Consider the following 25,266-nt stretch of genomic DNA (forward strand, 5'->3'; position numbering starts at 1 on the left):
GTTTAAAATGAACGACAGGTAGCAAGGCAGGTGACCCTTCCGGGTTGGTATCGAATATACGGAGATATGCCTTAAACCTCTAAGGGACAGGGCTCCGGATTAAAAAAAAATTCACCAATGTAAAATTATAGCACTTGCAAGGTCAAAAGCCAAGATCGGTATCCTCTCGCCTGCAAGAAAACGCAGCAGCTATAAAAAACTGTGCCAGCAGTCTCAGCACTTACGTGTAAAGGAATCGTTGTAAAACATCCATCATCAACGCGTTCGGTCCATTGCATCCAACTGGTCCGGCGGCTTCCTTCATTTTTGCAATTATGTAATGGCGATCAGGCTTCATGGGGGTCATAAGGCTAATGCAGTCGAGAAAAATATGCAGGTGGCACGAATTTTTGCGTCGGAGTTTTGGGCTAATTTTCAATAAAAAAAACTGATGAACGTGCTGATTGTTAGTGATGACGAAGAAGACAGCCAGGTACTGTTTGAAGCCATTGGAGAGATGCTACCGGACACCGTGTGCTGCATGGCCGATACCGCCATTCAGTGTTTGAAGCTTGTAGCGGATCTGCCGGCTGCACCGGATTTTATCTTTCTCGACAGCAGGTTGCCTGACATGTCAAGCGACGAGTGTCTTGAAAAACTGGTGACCAATCCGAAACTGATCAGCACTAAATTTATTATGTACGCAGGATTGGGAGGGCCGGAACTGGAAAAACGATTCATGGAGCGGGGCGCAGACTATTTCCTTGAAAAACCTGGCTCCATCACACAATTGCGTCATGCGCTGAGCCAGATCTTTCACATCAGTGTTCCATCTTAAAAGAAATAAAAAGCAAGGAAGCTTCACTAAGCCTTGTGCTGAAGGTCTCCGGCGATCGACAACCTGTGGCCGTTATCCGGCGCGTACATCCCGTAAGGAACAGGCTCGCGGTTGGGCTCGTCCAGAAGCTTCTTTCCATTGCGGATGGTGAGGAACCATACCAGGAGCACGATCAGGATAACAATACCGGTTAACAACCAGCCTAAGATGGGTGAGCGCATAGTTTGTTTGTTTATTTATCCGAAGTTATAAAATCAATACCTGCCAGGCAACCTCCGGATCGTGCAGCGGTGTAACTTCCCGCACGGCATCAGGCCTTTGGATCATTCAGCAAGATCAGGTTCGATCGCCCGTTCAACTACCTGCTGTAAGATCTCATAGGGCCGGTAACCTACCAATATAACACCTTCTGCTTTTTTTAAATTGTGAATTGTTAAAGTTGGATAGCGGCCAATGTTATGGAATCTTGCCTGGCGAAGATCATTCCTGAACGGCTCAAGGCCACTTCCGTTCTTCCAGTCGCGCTTAAACCTGCTGAAACTGAAATGGGCCCCGGCGTCTTCCATTTTTTTTGCGATCGTCAAAAGCACTTCCGGTTTCGAAATGTTCAAGCCCTCTTCCATCAGTGCCTTTCGCATATTCAGAAGCAATTGTTCTTCTGCAGCCTGCGACTGAAGCCCGGCTGTTTTTGCAGCAATGCACGGTGGGTATGAGGACGCCGGCGGGTCTTCATGCCAGATGCTGTATTTCATTTTTACCCGGGTGACTTCGCTTGCATGCATCCAGACCGGTCCCATCTGTAAAGGATTTGATACAGCATTCATAGGGTCCTCATATGTTTTCCAATCGGGTATCATGCCACACAAGACATACTGGTATTGTATGTGCCCGTCAAACGCACGCAAGAGCTTCTGCCAGTGTTGTTCAAACGCCCAGCTCCAGCAGCAAAGCGGGTCAGTGTAAAATGTTATTTTAACCTGACCCGCCTTCTGATCATTTGCCTTTTTTACTTGTGGACTTTCCTTTAGCACTTTCACCTGGTGTTGATCTTCTTCCTGTTTTGCCTGTTTCCTGGTCCGGATCTCTGTCCGGCGCATCGATGTCTGCGCCCGGGTCATCGCCAGACGAATACGTGCTCCATTGATTTTCACCATCGGGTGTAGCAGCGATCACTTCTTTGCTTCGTTGCTTGGACAGCGCCTGATTGAGCTCCTGTACACTTTTTTCATCGCGCCGGGTGCCTTCTATTTCCTGGTTCAGCAAACCGTTGGTGGCCGCAACATGCGCGATCGGGTCGTCGATATACCGCCATACCTCACCCAGCTCGGGGCTTACACCTTCATTCCATGGCCCGCGCACAGCGGTTCCATTAGACATATTAAAATAAGTGTTGCTATGCCTTGGATCGCCCTGCAGCACGCCTGGAGGGAAGTTCGGTTGTATGGTTTGCAACGCAGCTTCAAACATCTGGAAGTGTGCGATCTCGCGGGTCATGAGAAACCGCAGGCTTTCCTTAACATACGGATCGTCCGTAAATTTCATCAGGTATTCATACACGATCTTGGCACGCGATTCCGCGCCCATGTTGGAACGCAGGTCGACCGTAAGATCGCCGTTGGCATTCACGTAAGTTCCACTCCATGGAATACCCCGGCTGTCTGTCAGAATAGGCCCGCCACCACTTTCGATCAGGAAATGTGGATTGGACATGGCTTCATGGATCACATTCTCTTTGGCCGCTTTACCACCCATGATCTTCATGATCTCAGCTTCATCGGCAGCATCTTTGAGCTTTCCATTCACACCCGCCAGCAGCATTTGTATGGTCGCCCCCACAATTTCGAGATGACTGAACTCTTCCGTTGCTATATCCATCAGCAGGTCATATTTGTCAGGATAGGGTTCCTTTGCCCCGAAGGCCTGTACAAAATACTGCATGGCAGCTTTTAATTCTCCATTCGGACCGCCGAACTGCTGCAACAGCAGGTTCGCAAAACGCGGATCGGGGGCCGATACTCTTGCATTGAATTGCAAATCTTTTACATGATAGAACATAAGCAGATTTTTTCGTTTCCAACCAAGGCAATAACAACTATGCCCTCGCCGATTTAATGCCAGGCATCCGATATTGGGTATCTTTTTAAACATTTGAACAATCGTGAATGCTTATCTCAGTGCTGGCATTGTGCCTCCTTCATAGCTTTAGCCAATCATGTTAAACTGACAACGATATGGGTATACTCAGCATGAACGTACCTGACCGGTGGCAGCGAGGGAGCAACGCTGAGGATGGCAGTGGGTGCCGGTTTACCTTCTGCGCCTCTTTTTTTGGTCAGGTTTTGACAGCGTGCGCACATACACGATCAGCGCATCGATGTCTGCATCGGAGAGAATGGATCTGAAAGCGGGCATCTGCCTGTTGCCGAAAGCCGCCGGGTCTTTGATAAATTCTTTCAGCACCTCGTCGCTCAAAGAGTCAAGCCTGACGCTCAGGTTGTAGGGCGTGGTTCCATCTTTGCCGTGACAGGCCACACATTGGTTTTGCTCGAATACCTGTTTGCCTTTCATCATTTGCTCATGCTGGGCATAACAGCAAACGGATAGCAGCAACTGCATCAGGATGAGAATGCCCAGTGATGTGTTCTTATTGGGTATCATTTTCAACAGGCGGAAGCTTTCGCAGATACTTGTACATCGATACAATTTCTTCATCGGTCAGCTCCGGAAGTATCGGCATAGGAGGCCGAACAATTTTTTTATCACGCGTGATGCCTTGTCGAAGCAAAAGTATGAGGTCGTTCTCTGTCCATCCCTTGAGGCCGGTCTCGTGGAAAGTAAGATTGGGTGTTACGATCGTCTTTCCATCAGCGCCTTTCAGCCGATTACCGCCTGCCATATAACCTTTGGATCTTTCGGGCGATTGATAATCAAGCTTCAAAAAACTTTTCGAATGGCAGTGATAACAGGCAAGGTTATCAACCAGGTATTTGCCGAGGGCCAACGTATCCGCTGCGGGTTTTGGCACCGGTTGATCCGTATACCGAAGTGGTTTGGTCCGGCTTATTCCAAATTTACCGATGGGCGTGTATTTGGTTTTTCCGATGGTATTGGGTTTCGGTGCCACAAGCGCGTCGTCAGATCGCAGAAAAGTGATGATGGCGCTGATGTCTTCGTCCGCGAGGTTGGGCCGCAGCATATAGGGCATCAGCTTGCCCTGCCTGGAAATGCCTGTCCGAAAGAGAACTTTCAATTCCTGATCGCTATAATGAAAAATACCGGTAGAGGGATCGTTAGTCAGGTTTGCCGCAAATACCTTACCGACAATACCTGGGGCGTCTTTCATTTGTTTCCCCGTCAGGCTTTTCGTTTTTGCATCGTAGTGACAACTGCCACACATGAGCATGGTAAGCCGCTTTCCCTCGGCCCGGAGCTCGGGGCGCCTTACTACCGTTACACGCGCGGGCCGCTCTACCGGGTAATTCATGCGGCAGGCTTGCAGCAGTGTAAGACATGACAACAACACCATGAGCGAACGAATGATCCACTTCCTGTTTTTAAGCATGGCGCAAAAATAGCAGTTTGTGAGAACCCACCTATTATGATCGGTCTGAAACAACTATAGCTGCGGCCGAAAGTGCCATCTTGCCATTTGAAATCAACGCTGCACGGGGATCAATTTCACCTGTGAGTACCCCGCTGTGGGGCATGCCTTTATTTCTCATGCTTACCCGAAAGCCTTGTTTTGGGAACTAAGTTCCCAAGAGAGGCTTTGCTCCGAACAAGGTTTTGAAGGGCGCTCGGAAGAAACTTCCGCGCCAGGGAGGGGCATGCCCTTAAGCAGTCAAGGGTACCGTTGGGGAATCGTCTATTTGATCCACACTGTTTGTGTAAAGGCGCCGTTGGCAGCAACGTCCCATGCTTCCAGCCGCACCCATTTCCTTCCCGTAAGGTCAACTGACCGGCGGAAGGTTTGCTCGCCAAAAGCCTGCGTATCGTTAAGGTTGATCCGCTCGCGATAAACCTGCTGCCCATCACCGGAGATGATCTCGGCGTAATTCATAGGGAAAGTCCACCGGAGGCTGAACGTAACGGTTGATTTTTTACCACCGATGGAGAGCTCCTCCCCTGTGGATCTTCCGTCGACAGTGAATTCAGGGATGAGCACTTCACCTGTAGACGAGAAGAATTTTCCCTGCCGGAGCGCGTCCACAACAGGTTGCCATCCGTTCTTGTATTCCGGCAGCCTGTCCATTTTCAAATAGTTCACGTTCAGGTGCGCATACATCTCATTTTCCGGTTCAATGGTGAACAGGTCCGCTTCAGCCAGTACTTTTTTGCGATCACCCCAGTTGTTCATATCGTCCATGAGGTCGAGCACACGTTTGCCAAGAAAAGGAACGGAAAGATCGGCGGGCATCGCTTTCCACGCTGCCCCCAGAAAATGCTCGTCCTTAAAAAAAGCAGCAGACTTGTACTTATCGGGATAACCTGTTGAACCTTTTGTACGGGGATGCGCGGTCCATGCGAGCCCGTGCTCTCTTTTCAACAGGTCAAGCATCTCCCCTTCATTCGAGATGCGGTACACTTTGCCGTACCGGGGATCTTCCGTTACAAAGGGCGCCCCTTCTTTTCTCGACATGATCCAGTACACGGGTTTAGGAAAAAGTTGCAGCCAGTGACCGCCGAAAAATTCATTCGGCTCCTCTCCTGGCAGCAACAGAATGTCTTTAGACGAGAGCCGTTCGCATTGCTGAAACAAGGCGTGCAGCTCTTTTAAACGAAGGCTGTCGGGACCTTTGGGATGTGCAGTGTAATGGAACTCGCCGAGGTGAACAATGTCGACACCGGTTCTTTTAAAAACATTGATGAAGGCAGGTGTCTCCGGAACGGGTTTATTGGCCATCACCACCTTCATGATGAACTCGTTGTGAAAGTGGCTTGTCATGGTTTTATAACCCGGCAGGGCGGTATACCGGTCGTTGTTTGTAAACTTTTTCACCTCATCCAAAGCCGTGGCAGCGTTTCCACTGCTGAGCCATACAAAAAAATTCAATCGCTGCCGGGTTGTGGGTGGAGCGTTGAACCAGGGAACAAACCTCCGGTCGCCATACAGATCCTGGCGGATGCCAATGCCATACCCGTTGACCATGTTGCGGTATTGATTGCCCGCCCAGACAAACTTCAGGTTGAACGCTTCATCCAGTGGATAAAAATACTGATGGGGTGCCGGAAACAGGGCCAGGCTTCCGTTGCTGTTTTCTCCGACAATGCTTCTGTATTTTACCTGCAGGTTTGTGGCGCTGTCAGCGGTGTTGGGGTTTGCCGATCTCATTTGTTTGTTCACATCGCTCCAGCCGATCTGTTGCCATGCTGCGTTTTTTGAGACCAGCCCTGCGTCATATAAGATAGCGGTTGAGTCAATGTCAGTAGACATCACCGCGGCAATGTTCATCAAAGGGCTTCCATTATATAACGTTATTTGCAACGTACCGGTGAACCCGGGCGCTTTTAAGGAACCGATGCTGATGACCGTTCTTGTGCCAACGCTGCTGATCGCGGCGGACTGTTTTTCGAGATCGATGTTGTAGGACCTGAAAGGTTTATTGGGAACTTTGTCGAAGAAAATATTCCATCCGTTCTGCGATATGAGGTCGCGCTTGCCAACGGTCAGCACGAATGCGGGATCGAGGCCTGACGCGATCGGGTGATCCACACGTGCTTCCTGCAGCCCGATACTTTTAAAGATGGGCTGCCGGGCAGAAAGGTCAACGGTAAGTTTGCCGGTTTTGTTTTTTCCGGCGGGCCACATTACCGACAGCACCTCTCCGTTGGCTGTCACAGTTGCTCCGTTCTTCCGGTTGAAATCCTTGAGGTCTACTTTTACCTGCGCTTGTAACGTGCTATATGAAATGATGAAAAGAAATACAATATGATATCGCATGTGGTCTAACGCATTAAGTTCTGTAACATGGTTTCAGCCCGGCTAAAATAGCCATAATTGCAATGTATCCTAACAGCTCGGTTTAAACGGAGACGCTCAATGTCATGGGCGTTGCCTGTTCATGGCGCGTCGATCGCGATGCCCTGATCTGACGCGTGCGTTACGTGCCAGCAAAAGCGTACCTCGATCCGGATTACCTGTGGCACGTGAAATACCAATGCACAATATTCAATTTTGCTTCGTAACTTAAGTAGCATTTGCCCGCCGCCTCTCCGCCCGATTGCCTGCGTGCCCCTTTCATCGTACTGGATCTTCCATAAAAAAGGCATGACCTGTTCGCGTGATCCTGGATGTGAGATGTGAGACCCGGTGGTTATCGGGAGAGATTGAGTGTATTCATCTGTTCTTAAAAGAGAAAGTGAAAAACCATCAAAAGCAGCCCGTCTGTACTTAAATTCAACCGGAGGGGCAATATCAGAATTAGGGATCGCTTCATCGGTTTTTTTACTATTTTGTCTCGGAAAAACAGTTAATAAAACACCTGGATTTATAATGCAAGGAGATGTAAGGGGCTTCTTTCGGAATTTTGAAGCTATGCTTTTATCTGTGAGGTCACGTTGCGCGATATTCCTGATTTTCGGTTTTATTCCCCTGCAAGTTTTTGGCTTTACGCCTCCGCAAGCGCCTTCGTTGGGCGGATTAAAGTTTCACGGCAGCGAACAACCGATCAACCAGCGGACATCGTACGACGTTTTCGGGGATAAAACTGCCCGGTTTTCGGACCATTTCAACATAGAATTCAACCTGTCGCTCTATCCTGCAACCAAGATCGGATACCTGATCCGGATCAAGAACAAAGACAACAACCGGATCTATAACCTGTTCTACGATGGCCAGGGCGGTCACCTCAACTTTCAATTCAACGAAGAAGGTACCAACAACCTGATCGTTGCCGACATGGACAAGGAATTGCTCAACCTGCAATGGTTCAAAATGAAGATCGCGTTCGACCTCAAAAGCGATTCCATCAAGCTGACCATCCACAACCGCACGTTCGGCGCCGCCGCTAAAGACCTGCCCGACTCCTATCAACCGGTGATCCTCTTCGGCAAAAGCGATCATATTATCGATGTGCCTTCATTCGCTATCAAAGACCTCTCCGTGGGCAACCAGGAGAAGTACATTTTCGCCTTAAAGGAAAGTGAAGGTAACATCGTTCATGACATCAGCGGTAAAAACTTTGGCACTGTTGCCAATCCGGAGTGGCTCATGAATGACGCGTACCACTGGCGGTATAAAGTTTCATTTCAGTCGCAGTCGGTGGCCGGCGCCAACTACAATCCTGAAAAGAAAGAGATCTATTATTTCAACAGGGATTCGCTGCACGTTTACAACGTCAGGTCAGGCGATACGCAGATCAAGGTCTTCGAAGAGAAATGTCCCGTGAAACTGATCCTGGGAACGAACTTCCTCGATACAGGCCACAACAAGCTGTATTCTTACGAGGTCTATTATGCCACACCCAATGACAACTACGATGGGGCTACGGTAGCCAGCCTCGACCTGAATACGTACCGATGGACGGCCGAAAATTTTGAGCAACTGCCCACGCAGCTCCATCACCATGGCTCCTATCTCGATCCATCCACGGAGCGGTATACCATCTTCGGAGGTTTTGGGAACATGCATTTCAGCAAGACTTTCTTCTCCTACGATCTGCAAAAAAAACAATGGACCACCACCCTGGAGGATCTTAAAGGAGACCCGATCTCGTACCGTTACTTTTCGTCTGTGGGGTATTTAAAAAAGAACAACTCCATATACATCTTCGGCGGCATGGGCAATGAATCGGGCGAACAGACCGTGGGGAGAAAATACTATTACGATCTTCACCGGGTAGACCTCACTACGAAGCATGTTACAAAACTCTGGGAGATCCCCTGGAAACGGGATAATGTGGTTCCCGTAAGGGGCATGGTGATCCTGAACGATTCCAGTTTTTACACGTTGTGTTACCCGGAGCATTTTTCTCAATCGTTCCTGAAGCTGTACCGGTTTTCGCTGAAGGATGGCAGTTATGAAATACTGGGCGATTCGATCCCCATCTACTCCGATAAGATCACAACCAATGCCAACCTGTATTACGACAGCGCGCTGAACAACCTGTATGCGGTGGTTCAAGAGTTTGATGATGACATTTCTTCGAACCTGAAGGTTTATTCCCTGGCATTCCCTCCTATCACAGCCCAGGAGCTGGCCGGGTATTCGATGGAAAAGAACGCGAACACGGTATTGATAATTCTCCTCTCGGGCGCATTGGCCGCGGGCATCGGTTATCTTTTATTCCGGAAGCTGAAGTCCAAGCATCGCCGCGGTGAAGAGGAATCCAGGAACGAATCGCTTGGGGACCATAAGACAACAACAGCAACAAGATCCAACGCCATTTATCTTTTTGGCGATTTCACTGTACGCGACAGGAAAAACCGTGATATCACCTACCTGTTCAGCGAACAGCTCAAACAAATATTTTGTCTCATACTGCAGCACAGCACCTCGGAAGAAGGCATCACTTCTCAGCGCCTCAGCAACATCCTGTGGCCTGACAAACCTGCCGATAAGGTGAAAAATTCCAGGGGTGTTACCATCAATCATTTGCGCAAAGCGCTCAGCGAGCTCGATGGAATAGAGTTGATCTATGAGAAAGGTTATTTCAAGATCGTACAAACCGAAGCACTCTACTGCGACTACACGCGGTGCCTGCAGATCATCGCCGCCAATGAAGTACAAAAATACAGGGATGAGTTCGTTGAGATCTTAACCCGCGGCAAATTTTTACAGATGTCTGACCACGCTGTATTTGATTCATTCAAGGAAGAGGTGGAAAAGAAACTGGAACCGGTGCTACGCATTGAAATGGAAAAAAGTTTTGACGCCGAGCTTTACCAGACCACCCTTGCTTTGGCCGAAGCCATCTTCAACATCGACCCGCTGAACGATGCAGCCCTGACCTTCCAGATCAAAGCGATGCAACGGTTAAAGATGAATGATGAGGCCAGGATCCGGTACCAGGCTTTTGTGATCGAGTATAAAAAGATCATGGGGACGGACTACCCGGTGAAATGGTAATCGGTATTCGGTAACCGGTATTCGGTAGGCCCGTGGTTAGGATTTCAACTGATTACTGATCACCGACTACTGATTACCGATTACTGATCACCCTTTTACCGACTCCTTCGAAAGTGATCTTCACGGGTTTGATCAGGCCCTGCTCGTCAAAGTACATCCGGTCGATACAGGTTTCGCGGTGATTTCCATCGGTCTCACCTAACGGCCTGCGGTGATAAACGATGTAATACTCATCGGTGCCGGGAATATTGATCACCGAATGGTGACCTGCACCCGTGGCTACTTTTGGATCCTGTTCCAATATTTTTCCCACTCTTTCAAACGGTCCGAAAGGCGAGTCTGCAACGGCGTAGGCTACACTATAATTCGGGCCGGTCCATCCGCCTTCGCTCCACATGAAGTAATATTTACCGTTACGAATAAACATAAACGGGCCTTCCACATAACCCTTGGGGGTGATCTCCTTAAACTTTGTACCGTCTTCGAAAGGAGCAACGCTTTTAAAATCGTCCGTGAGTTTTACAATGTTGCAGTGGCGCCACCCGCCGTAGATCATATAATACTGGCCATCCTTATCGTGGAAAACAAACTGGTCGATGGGTTGCGCGCCGTTATGAAACTTGTCGATCAGCGGCTTTCCCAAATAATCCTTGAACGGGCCGCCGGGAGCGTCAGAAACACCGATGCCGATCCCACCTGTCTCGTTGTCGTTCTGAATGTCATTGGCCGCAAAAAACAGAAAGTACTTATTATCCTTTTTAACAATGGCGGGTGCCCACATGGCACGTTTTGCCCACTTAACCGCTGTTGTGTCGATGATGCGCGCGTGTTTCTTCCAGCTCACAAGATCTTTAGAAGAGAAGGCATCCATAAAAACCTGATCCTTGTACGGCGCTGAGTACGTAGGATAGATCCAGTACTCCTTACCGAATACAACACCTTCCGGGTCGGCATACCAGCCTTCAAAAACCGGGTTGTGGTTGTTGCCTGTTCTTTTCTGCGCGTGCGAAAAATGGAAAAGAAAAATAAGGACAATGGAAAAGGTGGCTATGAATGCCTTTCTGTATTTCATCGGGTTATAATTATCAGATTTCTTCTTAAATGCAAAACGCAAAGAACGCAAAGGAAACGCAAAGAACGCAGAGGAATGTACTCCAATACTTCCTCTGATCTGCGCAGATCCTTTTGAATCTGTTATATTCTATATTGTCAGAGAACGCAAAGATTTCGCTAACGCTCGTTCAAAAGATTGTCGAAAAAACCTCTGCGGTCCTCCGCGATTGCCTCCGCGTCCTCTGCGGTTAAATGATCTCAATGGTTATTCAAATGCAAAGGGCGCAAAGGAAACGCATAGAAATCGCAGAGGAATGTACTCTAATACTTCCTCTGATCTGCGCAGATCCTTTTGAATCTGTTATTTCATATTGTCAGAGAACGCAAAGGTTTCGCTAACGCTCGTTCAAAAGATTGTCGAAAAAACCTCTGCGGTCCTCCGCGATTGCCTCCGCGTCCTCTGCGGTTAAATGTCATTTCTCTTCCAGCATCTTAATAAAATAACCGCCTACCACCGAACGCGCCTGGAATCCCACCTGTTTGGCATCGGGGGTCTCATACCAATCGCTCATAGGAACACGGTCTGGCGTTTCAGTAACAAAACCATACACCGGCTTGATGAACTTCCTGAAGGTTGCTGTATCATCAGCCAACGTAGCGGTCCAGACGATCCAGTCTGCCTTGGTATAAGTTCTCCGGTTGTCCAGCGGCAATCCGTATTGGTTCTGCTTCGTAAGATAATAGGCAATTTCTTTTTGCAACACTTCTTTGGGGAAAATACCGAGGTTCAGCAATTTATCCCACACGAGGTTGTACTTCTGGCTCCAGGTGCCGGGCTGATCGAACGTGAGGCGGAAATGATCTCCGTCGTTGGCCATTTCGATCCACTGCTGCGCCATCTTCCTGGCTTCTGCGGTATATTTTGCGGCTACATCCTTTTTGCCCAGCATGTCGGCCAGCTTTCCGTAACCTGCAATGCCCATGATGGCTTTTGCCGAGAGGTTTACGTTGTGGGCAAAATGTCCTGCGAAATCGTCGGTGCAAAGCTGGTTCTCCGGATCGAGGCCGTGCTCCAGCAGGTAGTTGGCCCAGGTGGTCAGCGCGCCCCAGTGTTTTTCGGCGTAATCAGCTTTACCTTCCACATCGGCAATGGCTGTTGCCAGGATCAGCATGTTGCCACATTCTTCCACGGGCATATCGCCGCCGTAGGTCTGTCCATTGGCTTTGGGATAGGTGCCTACGTCGTGTGCCGCAAACGGCTTGGTCCATTTCCCACTCTCGGTGTAGTAAAAGATCGGGTTCAGCATACCTTTCAGCAGCTCGGGATTGTACTTGAGGAACAGCGGCGCAGAAGGATAGGTCACATCCACGGTTCCGATCGAGCCGTTGCTGAAATTCTCTTTTGACAGGAAGAGCGTGTTGCCCGCGGTATCTTTCACCAGCTTGTGCGCTGCAATGGACTGACGATAGGCCAGCAGACAAAGGCCGGCATAATGTTCACCACCCGCTGCAAGGGCTTCCTCGTAGATCTTGCTATCAACGCTATCACAACGCGCCATAATTTTTGCGTGGTCGGCCGCCGCGGCAGTCAGGGCCTGGTCAAAGCTCACCTGCCCGTCTTTGGTCCACCATGCTTTCAGGTTCTTTCCAAAATACTGGATGGATTCAATATCATCGTAGGCCAGCATTACATAACCTGTCGCCGGTGTTGACGAAACCTTTCCGAGGTGATCTGTGAATGCCAGTACCAGCATTGCTTTTGTCATCAGCGTGGTGATCTTTTCGCCGGCAGAATTTATTTTCCCCGTTTTCAGAAAAGACTGCTTCATGTCCGAAAAATCACCAATGGCCTGCGATCTGTTTTCGGATGCTTCGCACGCGAGGTAAAAATACCCCCAGTCTATACGCACGTTGTCACCCTTCTTCTGCAAAACGGGTTGCTCGGTAGTTCCTGTTTTACCGAAGCTGATGTTTCCTGTTTTTCCGGTTGTTACTTCAACTTCCTGGTTCAGCTCGTTCACAGCCCACTCCGGTGTGGCTTCAAAATAAACTTCCACATCGTGCGATTGGCCGTCTTTTGAAACTGCTTCATAGCTCACGTAGTTCACGGGGCGCGACAGCAGATCCAGGTCATTCATCAACAAGGGTGAAGCAAATTCAAGGTGCAGGTCCACCGGGCCGCATGTGAAATCATATTTCGTTTGCGTAGCTGTAATTTGTACACGCTTTTGGGTTGCAGCCTTTTCAAAAATAGGTTTGGCATCACTTTCCTTGAAAATGCCAAAATCAACATAAGCCAAACCACCACGGTCGAGGCAATGCGCGGCGATGATATTTTTTCCGTCAGCACGGAGCAGGCTTCTGTCGAGTTTCTCCATGACATGCCCCCTGGCCCGGTTGCCTGTATTGACGATCTGTGTGCCGTTCAGGTAAAGCTCAAAATCGTCGTCGTGCGCATAGACCAGGTAAAGCTCCTGCCCCGGGTTTACTGCCGGCAGTGTAAATTCCCTGCGTACCCATATTTCCTTTGTTTGCCAGGGCGTGTTGGTTTCAAAAGTGTTCGGCGTACCGAATCCGGCTTTGCCAGTTTTCCAGGAGGCATCTTTAAAACCAGGTTGCTCCCAACCTTTGGCAGGTGCTTTGGTTACGAATTTTCCTTGCCAGGCTTCGTGTTTTGCCGTGGGCAGAACAGGTTGCAGTGGGATCTCTTCCTTGCCGAGGAAGCGATAAGTTTGGCCGTCAACACGAATGGCGCCGATCAGCGACTGATTCCTGCCCGTCCAGTGTTTTACCGGTGTTTGATACAGGGTGTCGGAGGTTGACCAGGCGCTCGTATACGGATCGATCGTTACCAGCGGATAAGCCGGCGCACGCAATTTCAGGCCCGCTTCTTCTTTTTGTGATTTCCGGGAACATGCTCCCAGGGCAATCACCACGACAAAAAATACCTGTATTCGACTAAAAGATGTTTTGAACATAAGGCTTATTTACAATTCATTTTTTTTCCAATATAGATCGTATACGCAATAAAAGTCAGTTCGCTCCGAGGCCCCGCCTTCTCCGCCCACCGGCGGATACGTCGGGCACAGCGCTGGAGCCTCGTCATATGCCGTTCGGACTCAACCCAACCCGCGCTTTCCCCTTCCAGGCCAAAGGTTGGCTTATGTACTCACGTCATATGACTGAAAGGAAAATGCAATGAGCAAGTAGTGCCGGCAACATATTTATTTTTCGTTTGAGAATGAATACGGAAAGTCACTTTTATTTACGCCCCTGCCTTTATTGGGTGCCGCACTCATTGTAAAATTGATCTTCGCGCCCTTCAGCAGCTCTTCGTGTGTCACGTAATTTTTTGAATACTGCTTACCGTTCAGCTTCATATCAGCGATATAGCGGTTTTCTTTGGAATTATTATCTGCCTTTATCTCGATCTGCTTTCCATTCTCCAGCTCAATTTTTACAGACCTGAACAAGGGAGATCCCATGACGTACTCGTTACTGCCCGGACATACGGGATAAAAACCCAACGCAGAGAAAACGTACCAGGCAGAGGTTTGCCCGTTGTCTTCGTCGCCACAATATCCGTCAGGCGTTGCTGCGTAAAGCTTGTCCATGATCTCGCGGGCCCAGTACTGGGTTTTCCACGGTTCGCCGCCATAGTTATACAAATAAGCCATGTGCTGGATCGGTTGGTTGCCATGCGCATATTGCCCCATGTCCATCACCTGCATTTCGCGCATCTCATGGATCATCGAACGGCTTTCCATGCCCCGCGAGCCCGGAATGATAAAAACAGAGTCGAGCATCGATACAAATTGTTTTTGTCCGCCCATCAGCTGGATCAATCCCTGAAGGTCGTGGAAAACAGACCAGGAGTAGTGCCAGCTGTTTCCCTCTGTAAAATCGCGGCCCCAATCGGCAGGATTAAAAGCATCGGAAAAAGAACCATTGGCTGCGCGGCCTGCCATCAGCTTACGTTTTGGGTTATAGACGTTTTTATAATTCAGGGCCCGCTTCGCGTAAACCTCAATTTCTTGCTGCGGTTTGTTCAGCGCTTTTCCCAGGCGATAGATGGTCCAGTCGTCATAGGCATATTCCAACGTGCGCGCTACATTCTGATCGATGTCCACATCGTTGGGGATATACCCATATTTATTGTATTGCTCATACCCTTTCCTTCCCGAAGCGGAAACTTTAGGGTGCACGTTGTTGGCGCCGTGCTTCAGCGCCTGCCACAAAGTCTCGATCTCATATCCGCGCAATCCTTTCAGGTAAGCATCCGCAACAACAGAGGCTGAATTGTTGCCCACCATGATATCGCGGTGCCCCGGGCTTGCCCATTCAGGAAGAAAACCACTTTCCTTATACGCATTCACAAGGCCTTCCTGCATTTTTGCATTCTGAGAAGGATATAAAAAATTCAGGAACGGGAACAAGCTGCGAAAGGTATCCCAGAAGCCGGTGTCGGTAAACATATAACCGGGCAACACCTTGCCGTTGTACGGGCTGTAGTGAACCACTTTACCATCGGCATCGATCTCGCTTAAGTTTCGCGGGAACAGTACAGACCGGTAAAAAGAAGAATAAAATGTTCTGAGGTTGTCGATGTTATCGTCTTCAACCTTGATCTTTCCCAACACTTCGTTCCAGCGCTGCTTTCCTTTGCTCACAACCTGGTCGAAGCCAGAGTCGCCCAGCTCTTTCAGGTTGATCAACGCCTGTGCCTCGCTGATGAACGATGAAGCTACACGCGCGTGCACCTGCTCGTTATCGGTGGTTGAAAAACCGATAATGGCCCCGGCATGGTTGCCTTCAAATTGCTTCTCTCCTTCTGTGATCTTACCATCTTTAACCGTTGCGAAATAAGAGAACGGTTTATCAAAAACAATCACAAAGTAGTTCCTGAAATTTTCAGGCACGCCTCCACTGTTGCGGGTGGTGTAGCCAACGATCTTTTTCTCTTCGGGAATGATCTTCACGAACGATCCTTTATCAAAAGCATCTGTAACAATGAATGAGCGCTTGCTGTCAGGGAACGTGAAGCGGAACATCGCCGCCCTTTCTGTCGGGGTTATTTCCGTGGTCACATCATGATCGGCCAAATGCACCTTGTAGTAATAAGGCCTGGCAACTTCTGCTTTATGCGAAAACCAGCTGGCACGGTCGTTCTCATTAAAAACAGCTTTACCGGTGACAGGCATAATGGAGAATTGTCCATAGTCGTTCATCCATGGGCTGGGCTGATGGGTTTGTTTAAATCCCCTGATCTTGTCGGCCGTGTAAGTGTACATCCAGCCGTCGCCCATCTTGCCGGTTTGGGGAGACCAAAAGTTCATCGCCCAGGGAAGTGCAATCGCCGGATAAGTGTTGCCGGTCGAAAGCTCGAACTTGGAATTTGTTCCCACCAGCGTGCTGACATAACTGACAGGATCGGAGACCTGCGCATTTACTTGCAGCAAACAACACCCTAAAAAAACCGCCACCGATAATCCTAATTTCTTAACCATTTCATTTTCTTGTTTTTCGTTTCAAATATCAAATGCATCTCCCGCAGATTTCGCAGATGAGCGCACATGGATGCAGAAATATTAAATCTGCGTTCATCAGCGTTCCCGATAGCTTTCGGGACTGCGGGACCTGTATTTACCAACTCACTTCTATTACAACACCCTCCGGATTGTTTTCGAAGCCCAGGAAAAGGGTTTTGCTTGCATCGTCCCACGAGGTATTCGATTGTAACACCTTGCCGGTGGCATCGGTCACTTCTACCCTGGTTGCTTTTTGCGGCAACAGTACTCTCATCACGTTGTTGGTGTTCAGGGGACTTTTGGCTACGAAGGAGTATCCGTTCCTGGTTACTTTTTCATCGTAAACTCTTGCAGCCGCTGCTAACACTTGCGGTGTTCCTGGGTTTTTAACGCTGCCGATGTTGTATAAAAACGCCTGCTCTCCCGGGTTCACTTGTTTTTCATCAAGAACAGGAATTTCAGGATCGAAGAGATCGATCAATTTTCCCCTGATGGTGTAGGGAGTCTGGTCGGCGTTTTCGTTCACGACGGAAATGATCTCGTACGGTCCCCTTGTCAGGGTGAAGTGATTTTTAAACGTGAGTGCTCCGCTGCCGGATCCTGCTTCGTACAACCGCTTGATGGTGTTTACAAATTCTGTGTCGGCGTTCTCTTGTAACACAAACTCTTTCGGGTCGTTGCGCAGAATGCAGACCTTGCCGTTTCCGTATTTGTATTCGCCTGCTTTGAAAGGTTCTTTCAAACCAAGTTTCAGGAACAGGTGCTCAGACGGTGCTTTGAAAGTATTGCCACCCGTGTTCCACCACTCCTGCACACTTTGAAAAGCATCTTCGTCGCGACCGCAGTATACGAGAACGCCACCTTTCTTCACCCACTCGGCAATGTGATCGTGCGCGGCCTTGTCCATGGGTTTCATGTTAGAATAAGACATCACCAGGATCTTTACATCCTTCCAGGTCTGGGCGAAAGAAACATTCTCTATGTGAACGGTTTTAACAGGAACACCCCGTTTCAACAAAGGAAGTGCCTGCCCGTAAAAATTGGAGAGCTGCGGATCTTCGTAACCATTGTGCGTGGGGAAGCGCTGGAACATCAGTGAATTGCTCATCAGGATGCCGATGCCTTGCGAGCCGCTCACCTTGTTCTGAGACAACGGCATGTTGTTCAGGGTGTTGATCATCACCTGCATCTGGGTTGAATAGAAACGCGGGATCTGCTCCTTTTTATCACTGTTGGCGCTGGTGCGATAGTACCCTTCATAGATGCGGTCCGGCCAGGGCATCACTTCATAATCGGCGATCATGGGGTACAGCAGCTGTGCTGCAAAAGTTGCCTGGTAATTTTTTTTGTAGTCCGCCCAGTCGCGGGGCCAGTCTTCGATCGGGTCGGTCAGAAAAAACATCTTCCTTCCCGTAGGCGCCGTCATCGACTCCATTGACCCGTACTCCAGGAAAGCAGTTTCAAAGACACGTTCTTTTCTTTGCCCATTGAAAAAGTTGGGCTCACGTGAGGTGCCCGTCCATACCTGAGCGATGTAGCCATCCACACAAGGCAACGAGGCCAGGCTGGCTTCGGGACTCACGATCATCCACTGTGAATAATTTACAAGCGAGTGTGTTGGCACGTAGCACCGAACGTTCATGCCTTTGCTTTTACCGTACGCTTTGGCGAAGGTGAAACATTCGTTCAAAGCCCGGTAGTAAAGGTGATACTTCAGCTTGTTTGACAGGTAGGTATTTTCAGGCGATTCGTGCTGGGGCCTCCAGTCGAAGCCATAATATTCTTTCCATTCTTTCTTAAAGGCGGTGCTATAGCCTGACCGTGCCCAGAACTCAGGCTCCTCCAGGTAAATAGCGTCGATGCCTGCGTCGATCACACGTTTGATAACGCTTTCTTTCATGTACCTGATAAAGTTCATCGAAGGCACGATGTACGGAACCATACGCCCGTGCCATATCGTGTCTCCTTTCTGAGTCACCTGCCCTTCGTCGAGGTGCATCTTTCCATCCCACTTGCCGGTGAAATAATCCTGGTATTCGCCCCACGCAATGCCGGTCATAAAATGCGTTGTGTATCCTTTGTCGCGCCAGGTTTGAACACGTTGCTCAAAGGTGAGATCTCCTTTCCGGTGATGATCTTTCACGCTGTAAACAATCGCTACGTCTGCCCGCACATCGGTGACAGGTTTCCAGGGATTGGAAGTTTGAAATGTTGTTTTTTCTCCGGGCTGGTCTTTTGATCTCTGTTTTTGCGGCGGCTGGGAACAAGCCTGAAAGAGAAGTGCCACCAGCAGATAAATAATGATCGGTTTTCGCATTGATATAAGTACGCTTTGTTAGATAAAAAATCAACCCCGCTGGTGGAAATGCCGGTCACTATAACCCTCACCCAAAAAAAGAGATTTAGTGATGACCTGACATCCTGTGCCAGCGAGGTTTTAACCGGTAATCGGTAACCGGTAATCTGTATTCGGTTTTGCGCAGATACACAGACTACTGATTACTGATCACCATTTCAGGGGATCATCAGCTGCAGGGCTTCATTGTAATTCCACCTTCTTGTTCCGCTGCCTTTGGGTGTATCGTAGTTGATCCGCGCCGCTGCCCGGATGAAGACCACTCTTCCCGAAGGAATGGTGCCGCTGGATTCGATGGTAACGGTCTGTCCCAGCAAAGCATTGAACGCTGTGCCGGAATATTCGATCTTGTTAGACCAGCGCTCGTCACGGGCACGATAGCCGACTGACGAAGAATAGCTGACAAACAACTGGATGTCGGTAACATTGAGGAAGCTGGCGCTATAACCGCCCATCGGTTCGATCTTGGCCTGGAAATCAGCTGCCGATACACCGCGGGTGACACGCACCTGGGCTTTGACCTTACCATTGACCACCGTAGGCTCTCCTACCCATTCTACCTTGAGGAAAGGTTGCACTTCGAACTTCACCTGCTTCTTGCCGGCGATCTCCAGCGTCTGGGTTTCATCCGCCAGCGGAACACCACGATCGTCCTCGCGAAGCAAAGGAATGAACGGCCCGTCGATGCGGACGTTGTACGTGCCTTTGAAGAGCTTCGTATTCTGGAACGTTCCGTCAGGCATGCAAAAGAAGTCGGGGTTGGGCGTGACGTTGTCGCCATAGCTCAGCTCGGTCAACCGAACACGGATGCCTTCACTTCCCTGGTCGGTAAGCACGGGCTCGCCGGTCTCTGCATTCACCACCTGGCCCTGCAACGTTTCTGCAGGCACGTCCTTGTTGTCGATCTCAAACAGGCTGCAGGAAGTAAAAGAAACCAGCCCGAGCAACGATATATAAAATGATATCTTCTTCATTGTTGTAGTTCTTAGTTGTTCATAGTTCATTAACGGTTCGGCTGCTGGTCAATGACCGAGCTCTTGGATACTTCGCCTGTTGGGATGCCAAAGTAATAGTCAATGATATTGTATTCGAACGTTTTCAGGCTCACCCATTGGAAACGTGCATCGAAGAAATATTTACCGCTTTGGGTTGAAAAGAACGGGTACAGGCCACGGAAGCGATAGCGGGCGTTGCTGCTGTAGGCATCTTTGTTCCGGGTCTCACCCCAGAAGCCGTCGCGTCCTTCGTAGTGTTGCACTCTCCAGCGGCGCAGGTCCCACTTGGTTTTCTGTTCCATCGCAAGCTCTTTCCGGCGTTCTTTCCTTACGATGTTACGTCCGGCTTCGTCCGGGGTAATGGTACCGGCAACCAGTGTTGCTCCTGCCCTTTCGCGGATGTCGTTTACCGCTGAGGTCGCTACCTGCATCAGGTCAGCGCCGTCGGGAGAAGTTTCGCCGGCCAGCGCAAGCTCTACTGCCGCCTCTGCTGCATTGAGCAATACCTCGGCATAACGCATGAGGATAAAAGGCTGCGCCGATTTGCCTTCGGCAGGCACAAAAGAAGGATCAGGGTTCAGCCACTTGCGGCCCAGCAACCCGGTAAGACAGCCTTCACCATTGTCGTAGAACGGACCGTTGAGTCCGGCTGCCGTGATCGTACCGCTGTTGTAAGGCACGTTCTCCTGGCCATTGCCTTCGCGCGAGCTCAGGTACAGTGATTTGGGCGCCTGCGTGTAAGCACCCAGTTGCTGGTAACGTGTTTCAGCCGTTGCGTAGGAGTAGTTATTGAACAGTGGCTTCACCGGCGTAGCACCTGTGTATACCCCTGCACGGATCTCGATCTCTTTCGCCTTGAACACATCGCCGGGGAAGATCACATAAGCGCGAAGACGAGGCTCTGCATTTTTGAAAAACTCCATGGGCGTATTGTACAACACGTAATCTCCTTCTGTATTCGAAGCTCCGGTTGTAACCCTTATCGTGCCATCAGCATAACGATCGAAACCTTCAAACAGCTCCACAAAATCAAGCGTCGGACAGGTGCCTGATGCCAGTGGCGACTTAAAGATATACGGCGAGTTGTAGGCGTCGTAGCTGTGGGTGGAAGTAGGATACACATACTCTTTCACCAGGATGTTCTCAGGGCTGGTGAGGTCGCTGAACATGTCTACCATGTTCTGATATTGTGCATCACGGTTGCCTGCAGCCCATTTTCTATTATAGAGCGAGTACCCACCACCAGTGATCACCTGCCGGGCAGACAGATAAGCTTCTCTGAAATATTTCCTCGAAGCTGTTTGCCACGACTCCGGTGCAAAACCCATCACGCGTACGCCTGTTTTCAAACCCGTACCGGTAAGACGGCCCGAAACAGACTCGTTGTATTTGGCCACACTACCGGCATACAACATGGCTTCTGATTTGAATGCCAGCGCCACATATTTGTTTGCCATACCTCTTTCAGGGCTGGTGGGCTGCAGCAAAGCAGCGGCCTGATCAAAGTCGGCCAGCACCTGATTCCAGGTTTCTTCTTCAGACGCACGGGGCACTTCCAGCTGCTCAGATTCGCCGGGATAACGGATCACTTTTGTCACCAATGGCACACCACCAAAACGGCGCGCCATCGCATAAAATACGGAAGCACGCGCAAAGTAGGCTTCGCCCAGGTAATGGTTGTACGTTACCTCAGGAAACGAGCTTTGATATTTCGGCAATGTTTCAAGCAGGTAGTTGGCATCGCGCAGCAAAATAAACGCGTCCTTCCAATAAGGTGTGTCCTCGCCGGTAAACGCCCTGCAGATGCCATCGCGGTTCAGCGCCTCGCCGGTGCCTTCGATACCCATGGCATTGAGCCACCCGTCGTAACGCAGGCCCCATTGCGCCTGGTACTTGAAATCCTCGAACGGCATCCTGCTATACATCCGGGCCAGGTAAACTTTCATACCGGATACACTCGTCATCAGTGTTTCGTCGCCTACCACATTCGGAGGCGGAACATCGAGGTCCGCACAGGCGGAGCAGTACAACAACGCGGTCAGGAAAACTATATATATCCTTTTCATAATAAACATCTCATAAGTTCTTTAACATCACCTTTTAAAATCTGGCCGAAACGCCTACGGTATACGACTTGTTGAGCGGATACAACCGTCCCAGCTCATCGTCCGGATGTTCCGGGTCAACAAACTTCACACCCGTTATCGTGAACATGTTGTAGGCATTGGCAAACACGCGCAGGTTCATGGAAGCCAGTGCCCTGACCTTTTTCGGCAGCGTGTAACCAAGCTCGATGCTCTTCAGACGGAGATAAGCTGTGCTCACACGGTTGAACGCTGAATTATTGCGCGGGTATCTTCCGGTGTAACCATAGTAGCCACTGGCCCACACGGTTTCAGGGTTGTAAGGATCTGCCAGCGGATCCACGGGATGCCAACGGTCGAGGTACTGCTCAAGTGTACCGCCTCCATTGGGTCCCCAGATGGAATACAATGGCTCTTTATATTCCATAGACCCCAGCGCCGATCCCTGGAAAAGGAAGTTCATATCGAAATTCTTGTAGGCGCAATCGAACGCTAGGCTGTAGTTCAGATAGGGCGTTTGATCATAGGCAAAAGGATGCTGGTCCTGGTCGTTGATCTCGCCATCGCCGTTCCAATCTTCGTATTTATAGTCGCCGGGTAATACATCGCGGTCTTTGTAAATAGGATATGACCAGATATCTTCCCAGCTCGTATAACGCCCCGCGTCCTCGAAGCCGAACTGCACGCCCTGATAGCGGTTGTTGAGGTTGTCGTTCTTCCAGGCGTCATAGGAGTTTCCCCAGGGCCCCTTCTCGACCGCAACCAAATGTTTTCTGCGGGTAATGGTACTGATGGCTTTTACGCCATAAGAGACCTGGCCGATGGTGTTCCGGTGCGAGAGCTCCAGATCGATACCGAACTGACGGTCGCTGTTCACGTTCTCCCGCGGCGCATCGGTACCTACAACGGTAGGGATGGTTGCATTACGGCGCTCCAGCAGTCCTTCGCGACGACGGTCGAAATAGTCTATTGAAAAACCGAACAGGCCGTTCCACCCTTCGAAGTCCACACCGATGTTCACGGTATGCGCTTCCCACCAGGTGGCCTGCACGTTGGGAACGATCAGGTCTACACCGTTAACGAACTGGCTGCCGAACACATAACCCGGCGCGTATTTGTTATAATAGCCCGCGCCCGCGTTCTCTCCTTTTGCCGGATAGAGATAACCAGGGTACCAGTCGTATTCCAGGTCACCATCATTGGCCGTTATGCCATAGCTGGCACGCAGCTTCAGCTGATTGACAAACTGCAGGGCCGAAATGTTCTTAAAGAACGATTCCTCCGACAGGCGCCAGCCGACAGATCCCGAGGGGAAGAAGCCCCATTGGTTGTCTGCAACAAATTTCGAGGAGCCGTCATAACGGAACTGGGCTTCAACGATGTAACGATCGGCATAGGTGTAATTCACCCTTCCCAGCACGGCGGAATTGGCGATCTGGTAGAGGTCGTCCCGGGTGCCGCTCATACCGCTGATCTGACCTTCATTGACACCACCGAGCAGGTAATCCATGGCAAATGCAAGGTTGCGCTGGCCGTAGAAGTTATCACCCTTCTTCTTCTGACTTTCCCAACCCAACAGCGCGGCTACATTATGTTGCGTGCCGAATGTGCGGTTATAGTTCAGCAGGAACTGCCCCAACAGTTGTTGCTTGGACCACAATTCACGCCTTAACTGGTTCGGCGAGCTGGCATTATACAATTTGGAAGTATACGTGTCGGTGGCAGCATTGTAGGCGTATTGATAGTACTCTTTGCGGTAAGCTGTGTTATCGTCATTCCGGTAATCGTAGCTGATCAGCGCTTTTGCGGATAAACCTTCCAGCGCCGGCGATATGGTTCCGAAGTCGAAATTCAGCGAGGCCGAAGACTGGAGGTATTTCTGGTTGAATTTTCTGTAACCCGAGATATCGGAGGTCATCTTGGCGATCGTATTTTCTTCCAGGTCCAGGCCCTCGTAGCTCAGCATGGTATTTTCAGGATCGGCGTATGCGGGAAACAACACACCCTGCCGCCAGTAGTTCCGAATAATATCCACGGAGCTCGAGTACGGTGTATTGCGCTGATCGGCAATACCACTCAGGTTGAGGTTGAAGGTCAATCCCTCGGCAAGCTGTGACGTAATGTTCGAGCGCAGGTTGATCTTATTATAGTTCAGGTCGCCTGATTTGAAAAAGCCTTCCTGAAAAAGATACCCGCCCGCGATGTAGTACTGGGTTTTGTCATTGCCGCCGGCGATGCTGAGATCGTGTTGGGTCTGCGGTGAAACGTCAGAGAACAGCAGTGAATTCCAATCGGCGGAACGGAGCGTGCCATTGCGGTAGGCTTCGAATTTGTCTTCCCCATAGATGATGCTGCCGCCATTGATATTGTTCATGGACTTTTCATTGTAGAGCGTCATGGTTTGATACGGATCGGCAAGCTTGGGCATGGATGCAGGCCGCTGCATGGTATACGTACCGTTGTAGGTTATTACCGGCTTACCATCTTTTGTACCCTTTTTGGTGGTAACAAGGATCACACCGTTGGCGCCGCGTACACCGTAAATAGCCGCGGAGGCATCTTTCAACGCAGAGACCTCGTCGATGTCGCTCGGGTTCAAACGTTGAAAATCGGCCATGGTACGCGGAACACCGTCGATCACCACCAGCGGCTCACCAAAACCGCGGATGTCGAAGTTGTTATTGAACGTACCCGGCTCAGCGCTTTTCTGCCATACACGAACACCGGCAACCCTACCGGTGAGCATGTTTTGTGGGTTCTCGTTTTTGGTGCGGCGCAATTCTTCATTCCTGATGTTCGACACAGCACCTGTCAGGGTAACTTTCTGCTGTGTGCCATACCCTACCACCACCACTTCGCCGAGTTGCTGAACGTCCGTCACCATGGAAACATCGATCACCGATCTTGCAGCGACCTCAACTTCCTGCGACGCATAACCGATAAATGAGAACACCAGCACGGCATTCGCGTCAGATACCTGTATCGTATACTTTCCGTCAGCGTCTGTGGTGGTTCCGCGGCTTGTGCCCTTCACCAGCACGTTCACACCCGGCAAGGTAGCGCCATCTTCAGACGATGTTACCCTGCCCGTTACCGTAACCTCCTGGAGAGGAGCCGCGGACCGATTCATATTTATAGTCTTCACTCCCGAAGCAAAAACGGAAGCAAAAACAACACACTGAACAATCATCCCGAACGCGGCATGCCTGATCAGTTTTTTTAATAATTGCCTGTAGTTATTCTGCATATGGTAAATATTGATTGGATCTACTGTTATAAATAGTCCCGATAGCTATCGGGATGAGACTTGAGACTTAAAAGTTTAAAGTTTAAAGTTTAAAGTTTAAGGTTTAAGGTTTAAGGTTT

15 protein-coding genes are annotated in these 25,266 nt (G+C 49.9%); 2 read left to right on the forward strand and 13 right to left on the reverse strand.

Translation table 11 applies throughout. The features are described from left to right. Nucleotides 1-430 precede the first annotated feature (430 nt). Nucleotides 431-817: a response regulator gene (locus tag KK083_RS11790; protein WP_254163435.1), complete on the forward strand. Its 387-nt coding sequence runs from the start codon at nt 431-433 to the stop codon at nt 815-817. Between the two features lie 26 nt (nt 818-843). Here the strand turns inward: KK083_RS11790 and KK083_RS11795 are convergent, their stop codons facing one another. The 6 genes from KK083_RS11795 to KK083_RS11820 all read right to left on the reverse strand — a co-directional run bounded on the left by KK083_RS11795 (nt 844) and on the right by KK083_RS11820 (nt 6,758). Then, entirely contained in the window at nt 844-1,038 is a 195-nt protein-coding gene (locus tag KK083_RS11795) for a hypothetical protein (protein WP_254163436.1), read from the reverse strand. Nucleotides 1,039-1,140: 102 nt separating this feature from the next. Beyond that, nucleotides 1,141-1,914 carry a DsbA family oxidoreductase gene (locus tag KK083_RS11800; protein WP_254163577.1) on the reverse strand — a complete coding sequence of 258 codons (774 nt, stop codon included), beginning with the start codon at nt 1,912-1,914 and terminating at the stop codon, nt 1,141-1,143. Beyond that, nucleotides 1,811-2,872 (reverse strand): manganese catalase family protein, encoded by a 1,062-nt coding sequence (locus KK083_RS11805; RefSeq protein ID WP_254163437.1) that lies wholly within the window; start codon nt 2,870-2,872, stop codon nt 1,811-1,813. The genes KK083_RS11800 and KK083_RS11805 overlap by 104 nt, the downstream gene beginning before the upstream one ends. Nucleotides 2,873-3,124: 252 nt before the next feature. Then, entirely contained in the window at nt 3,125-3,475 is a 351-nt protein-coding gene (locus KK083_RS11810; RefSeq protein ID WP_254163438.1) for a c-type cytochrome, read from the reverse strand. Then, nucleotides 3,462-4,379, reverse strand: coding sequence for a c-type cytochrome (locus KK083_RS11815; protein ID WP_254163439.1), 918 nt, complete (start codon nt 4,377-4,379; stop codon nt 3,462-3,464). Before KK083_RS11815 ends, KK083_RS11810 begins: the two co-directional genes overlap by 14 nt. Before the next feature lie 303 nt (nt 4,380-4,682). Beyond that, complete coding sequence (locus KK083_RS11820; protein WP_254163440.1) at nt 4,683-6,758, reverse strand: CehA/McbA family metallohydrolase domain-containing protein; 2,076 nt, start codon at nt 6,756-6,758, stop codon at nt 4,683-4,685. A 606-nt stretch (nt 6,759-7,364) separates the two neighbouring features. Here KK083_RS11820 and KK083_RS11825 point away from each other — a divergent pair. Beyond that, the gene (locus KK083_RS11825; protein ID WP_254163441.1) at nt 7,365-9,884 is read left to right on the forward strand and encodes a Kelch repeat-containing protein; all 2,520 of its coding nucleotides are present in this window, start codon (nt 7,365-7,367) and stop codon (nt 9,882-9,884) included. Between the two features lie 73 nt (nt 9,885-9,957). Here KK083_RS11825 and KK083_RS11830 read toward each other — a convergent pair whose 3' ends face one another. From KK083_RS11830 to KK083_RS11860, 7 genes are all read right to left on the reverse strand, one after another. Further along, the gene (locus tag KK083_RS11830; protein ID WP_254163442.1) at nt 9,958-10,956 is read right to left on the reverse strand and encodes a glycoside hydrolase family 43 protein; all 999 of its coding nucleotides are present in this window, start codon (nt 10,954-10,956) and stop codon (nt 9,958-9,960) included. A gap of 454 nt (nt 10,957-11,410) precedes the next feature. Then, a complete protein-coding gene (locus KK083_RS11835; RefSeq protein ID WP_254163443.1) occupies nt 11,411-13,915 on the reverse strand; it encodes a glutaminase family protein in 2,505 nt (834 codons plus the stop codon). A gap of 246 nt (nt 13,916-14,161) precedes the next feature. Beyond that, a complete protein-coding gene (locus tag KK083_RS11840) occupies nt 14,162-16,444 on the reverse strand; it encodes a GH92 family glycosyl hydrolase (protein WP_254163444.1) in 2,283 nt (760 codons plus the stop codon). Between the two features lie 136 nt (nt 16,445-16,580). Next, complete coding sequence (locus KK083_RS11845; protein WP_254163445.1) at nt 16,581-18,782, reverse strand: hypothetical protein; 2,202 nt, start codon at nt 18,780-18,782, stop codon at nt 16,581-16,583. Nucleotides 18,783-18,979: 197 nt separating this feature from the next. Then, nucleotides 18,980-19,795, reverse strand: coding sequence for a DUF3823 domain-containing protein (locus KK083_RS11850; protein ID WP_254163446.1), 816 nt, complete (start codon nt 19,793-19,795; stop codon nt 18,980-18,982). A 29-nt stretch (nt 19,796-19,824) separates the two neighbouring features. Further along, nucleotides 19,825-21,882 (reverse strand): RagB/SusD family nutrient uptake outer membrane protein, encoded by a 2,058-nt coding sequence (locus KK083_RS11855; RefSeq protein ID WP_254163447.1) that lies wholly within the window; start codon nt 21,880-21,882, stop codon nt 19,825-19,827. Nucleotides 21,883-21,916: 34 nt separating this feature from the next. After that, the gene (locus KK083_RS11860; protein ID WP_254163448.1) at nt 21,917-25,030 is read right to left on the reverse strand and encodes a SusC/RagA family TonB-linked outer membrane protein; all 3,114 of its coding nucleotides are present in this window, start codon (nt 25,028-25,030) and stop codon (nt 21,917-21,919) included. Between the last annotated feature and the right edge of the window lie 236 nt (nt 25,031-25,266).

Source organism: Chryseosolibacter histidinae, from assembly GCF_018598225.1.
Taxonomy (GTDB): Bacteria; Bacteroidota; Bacteroidia; order Cytophagales; family Cyclobacteriaceae; genus Chryseosolibacter; species Chryseosolibacter histidini.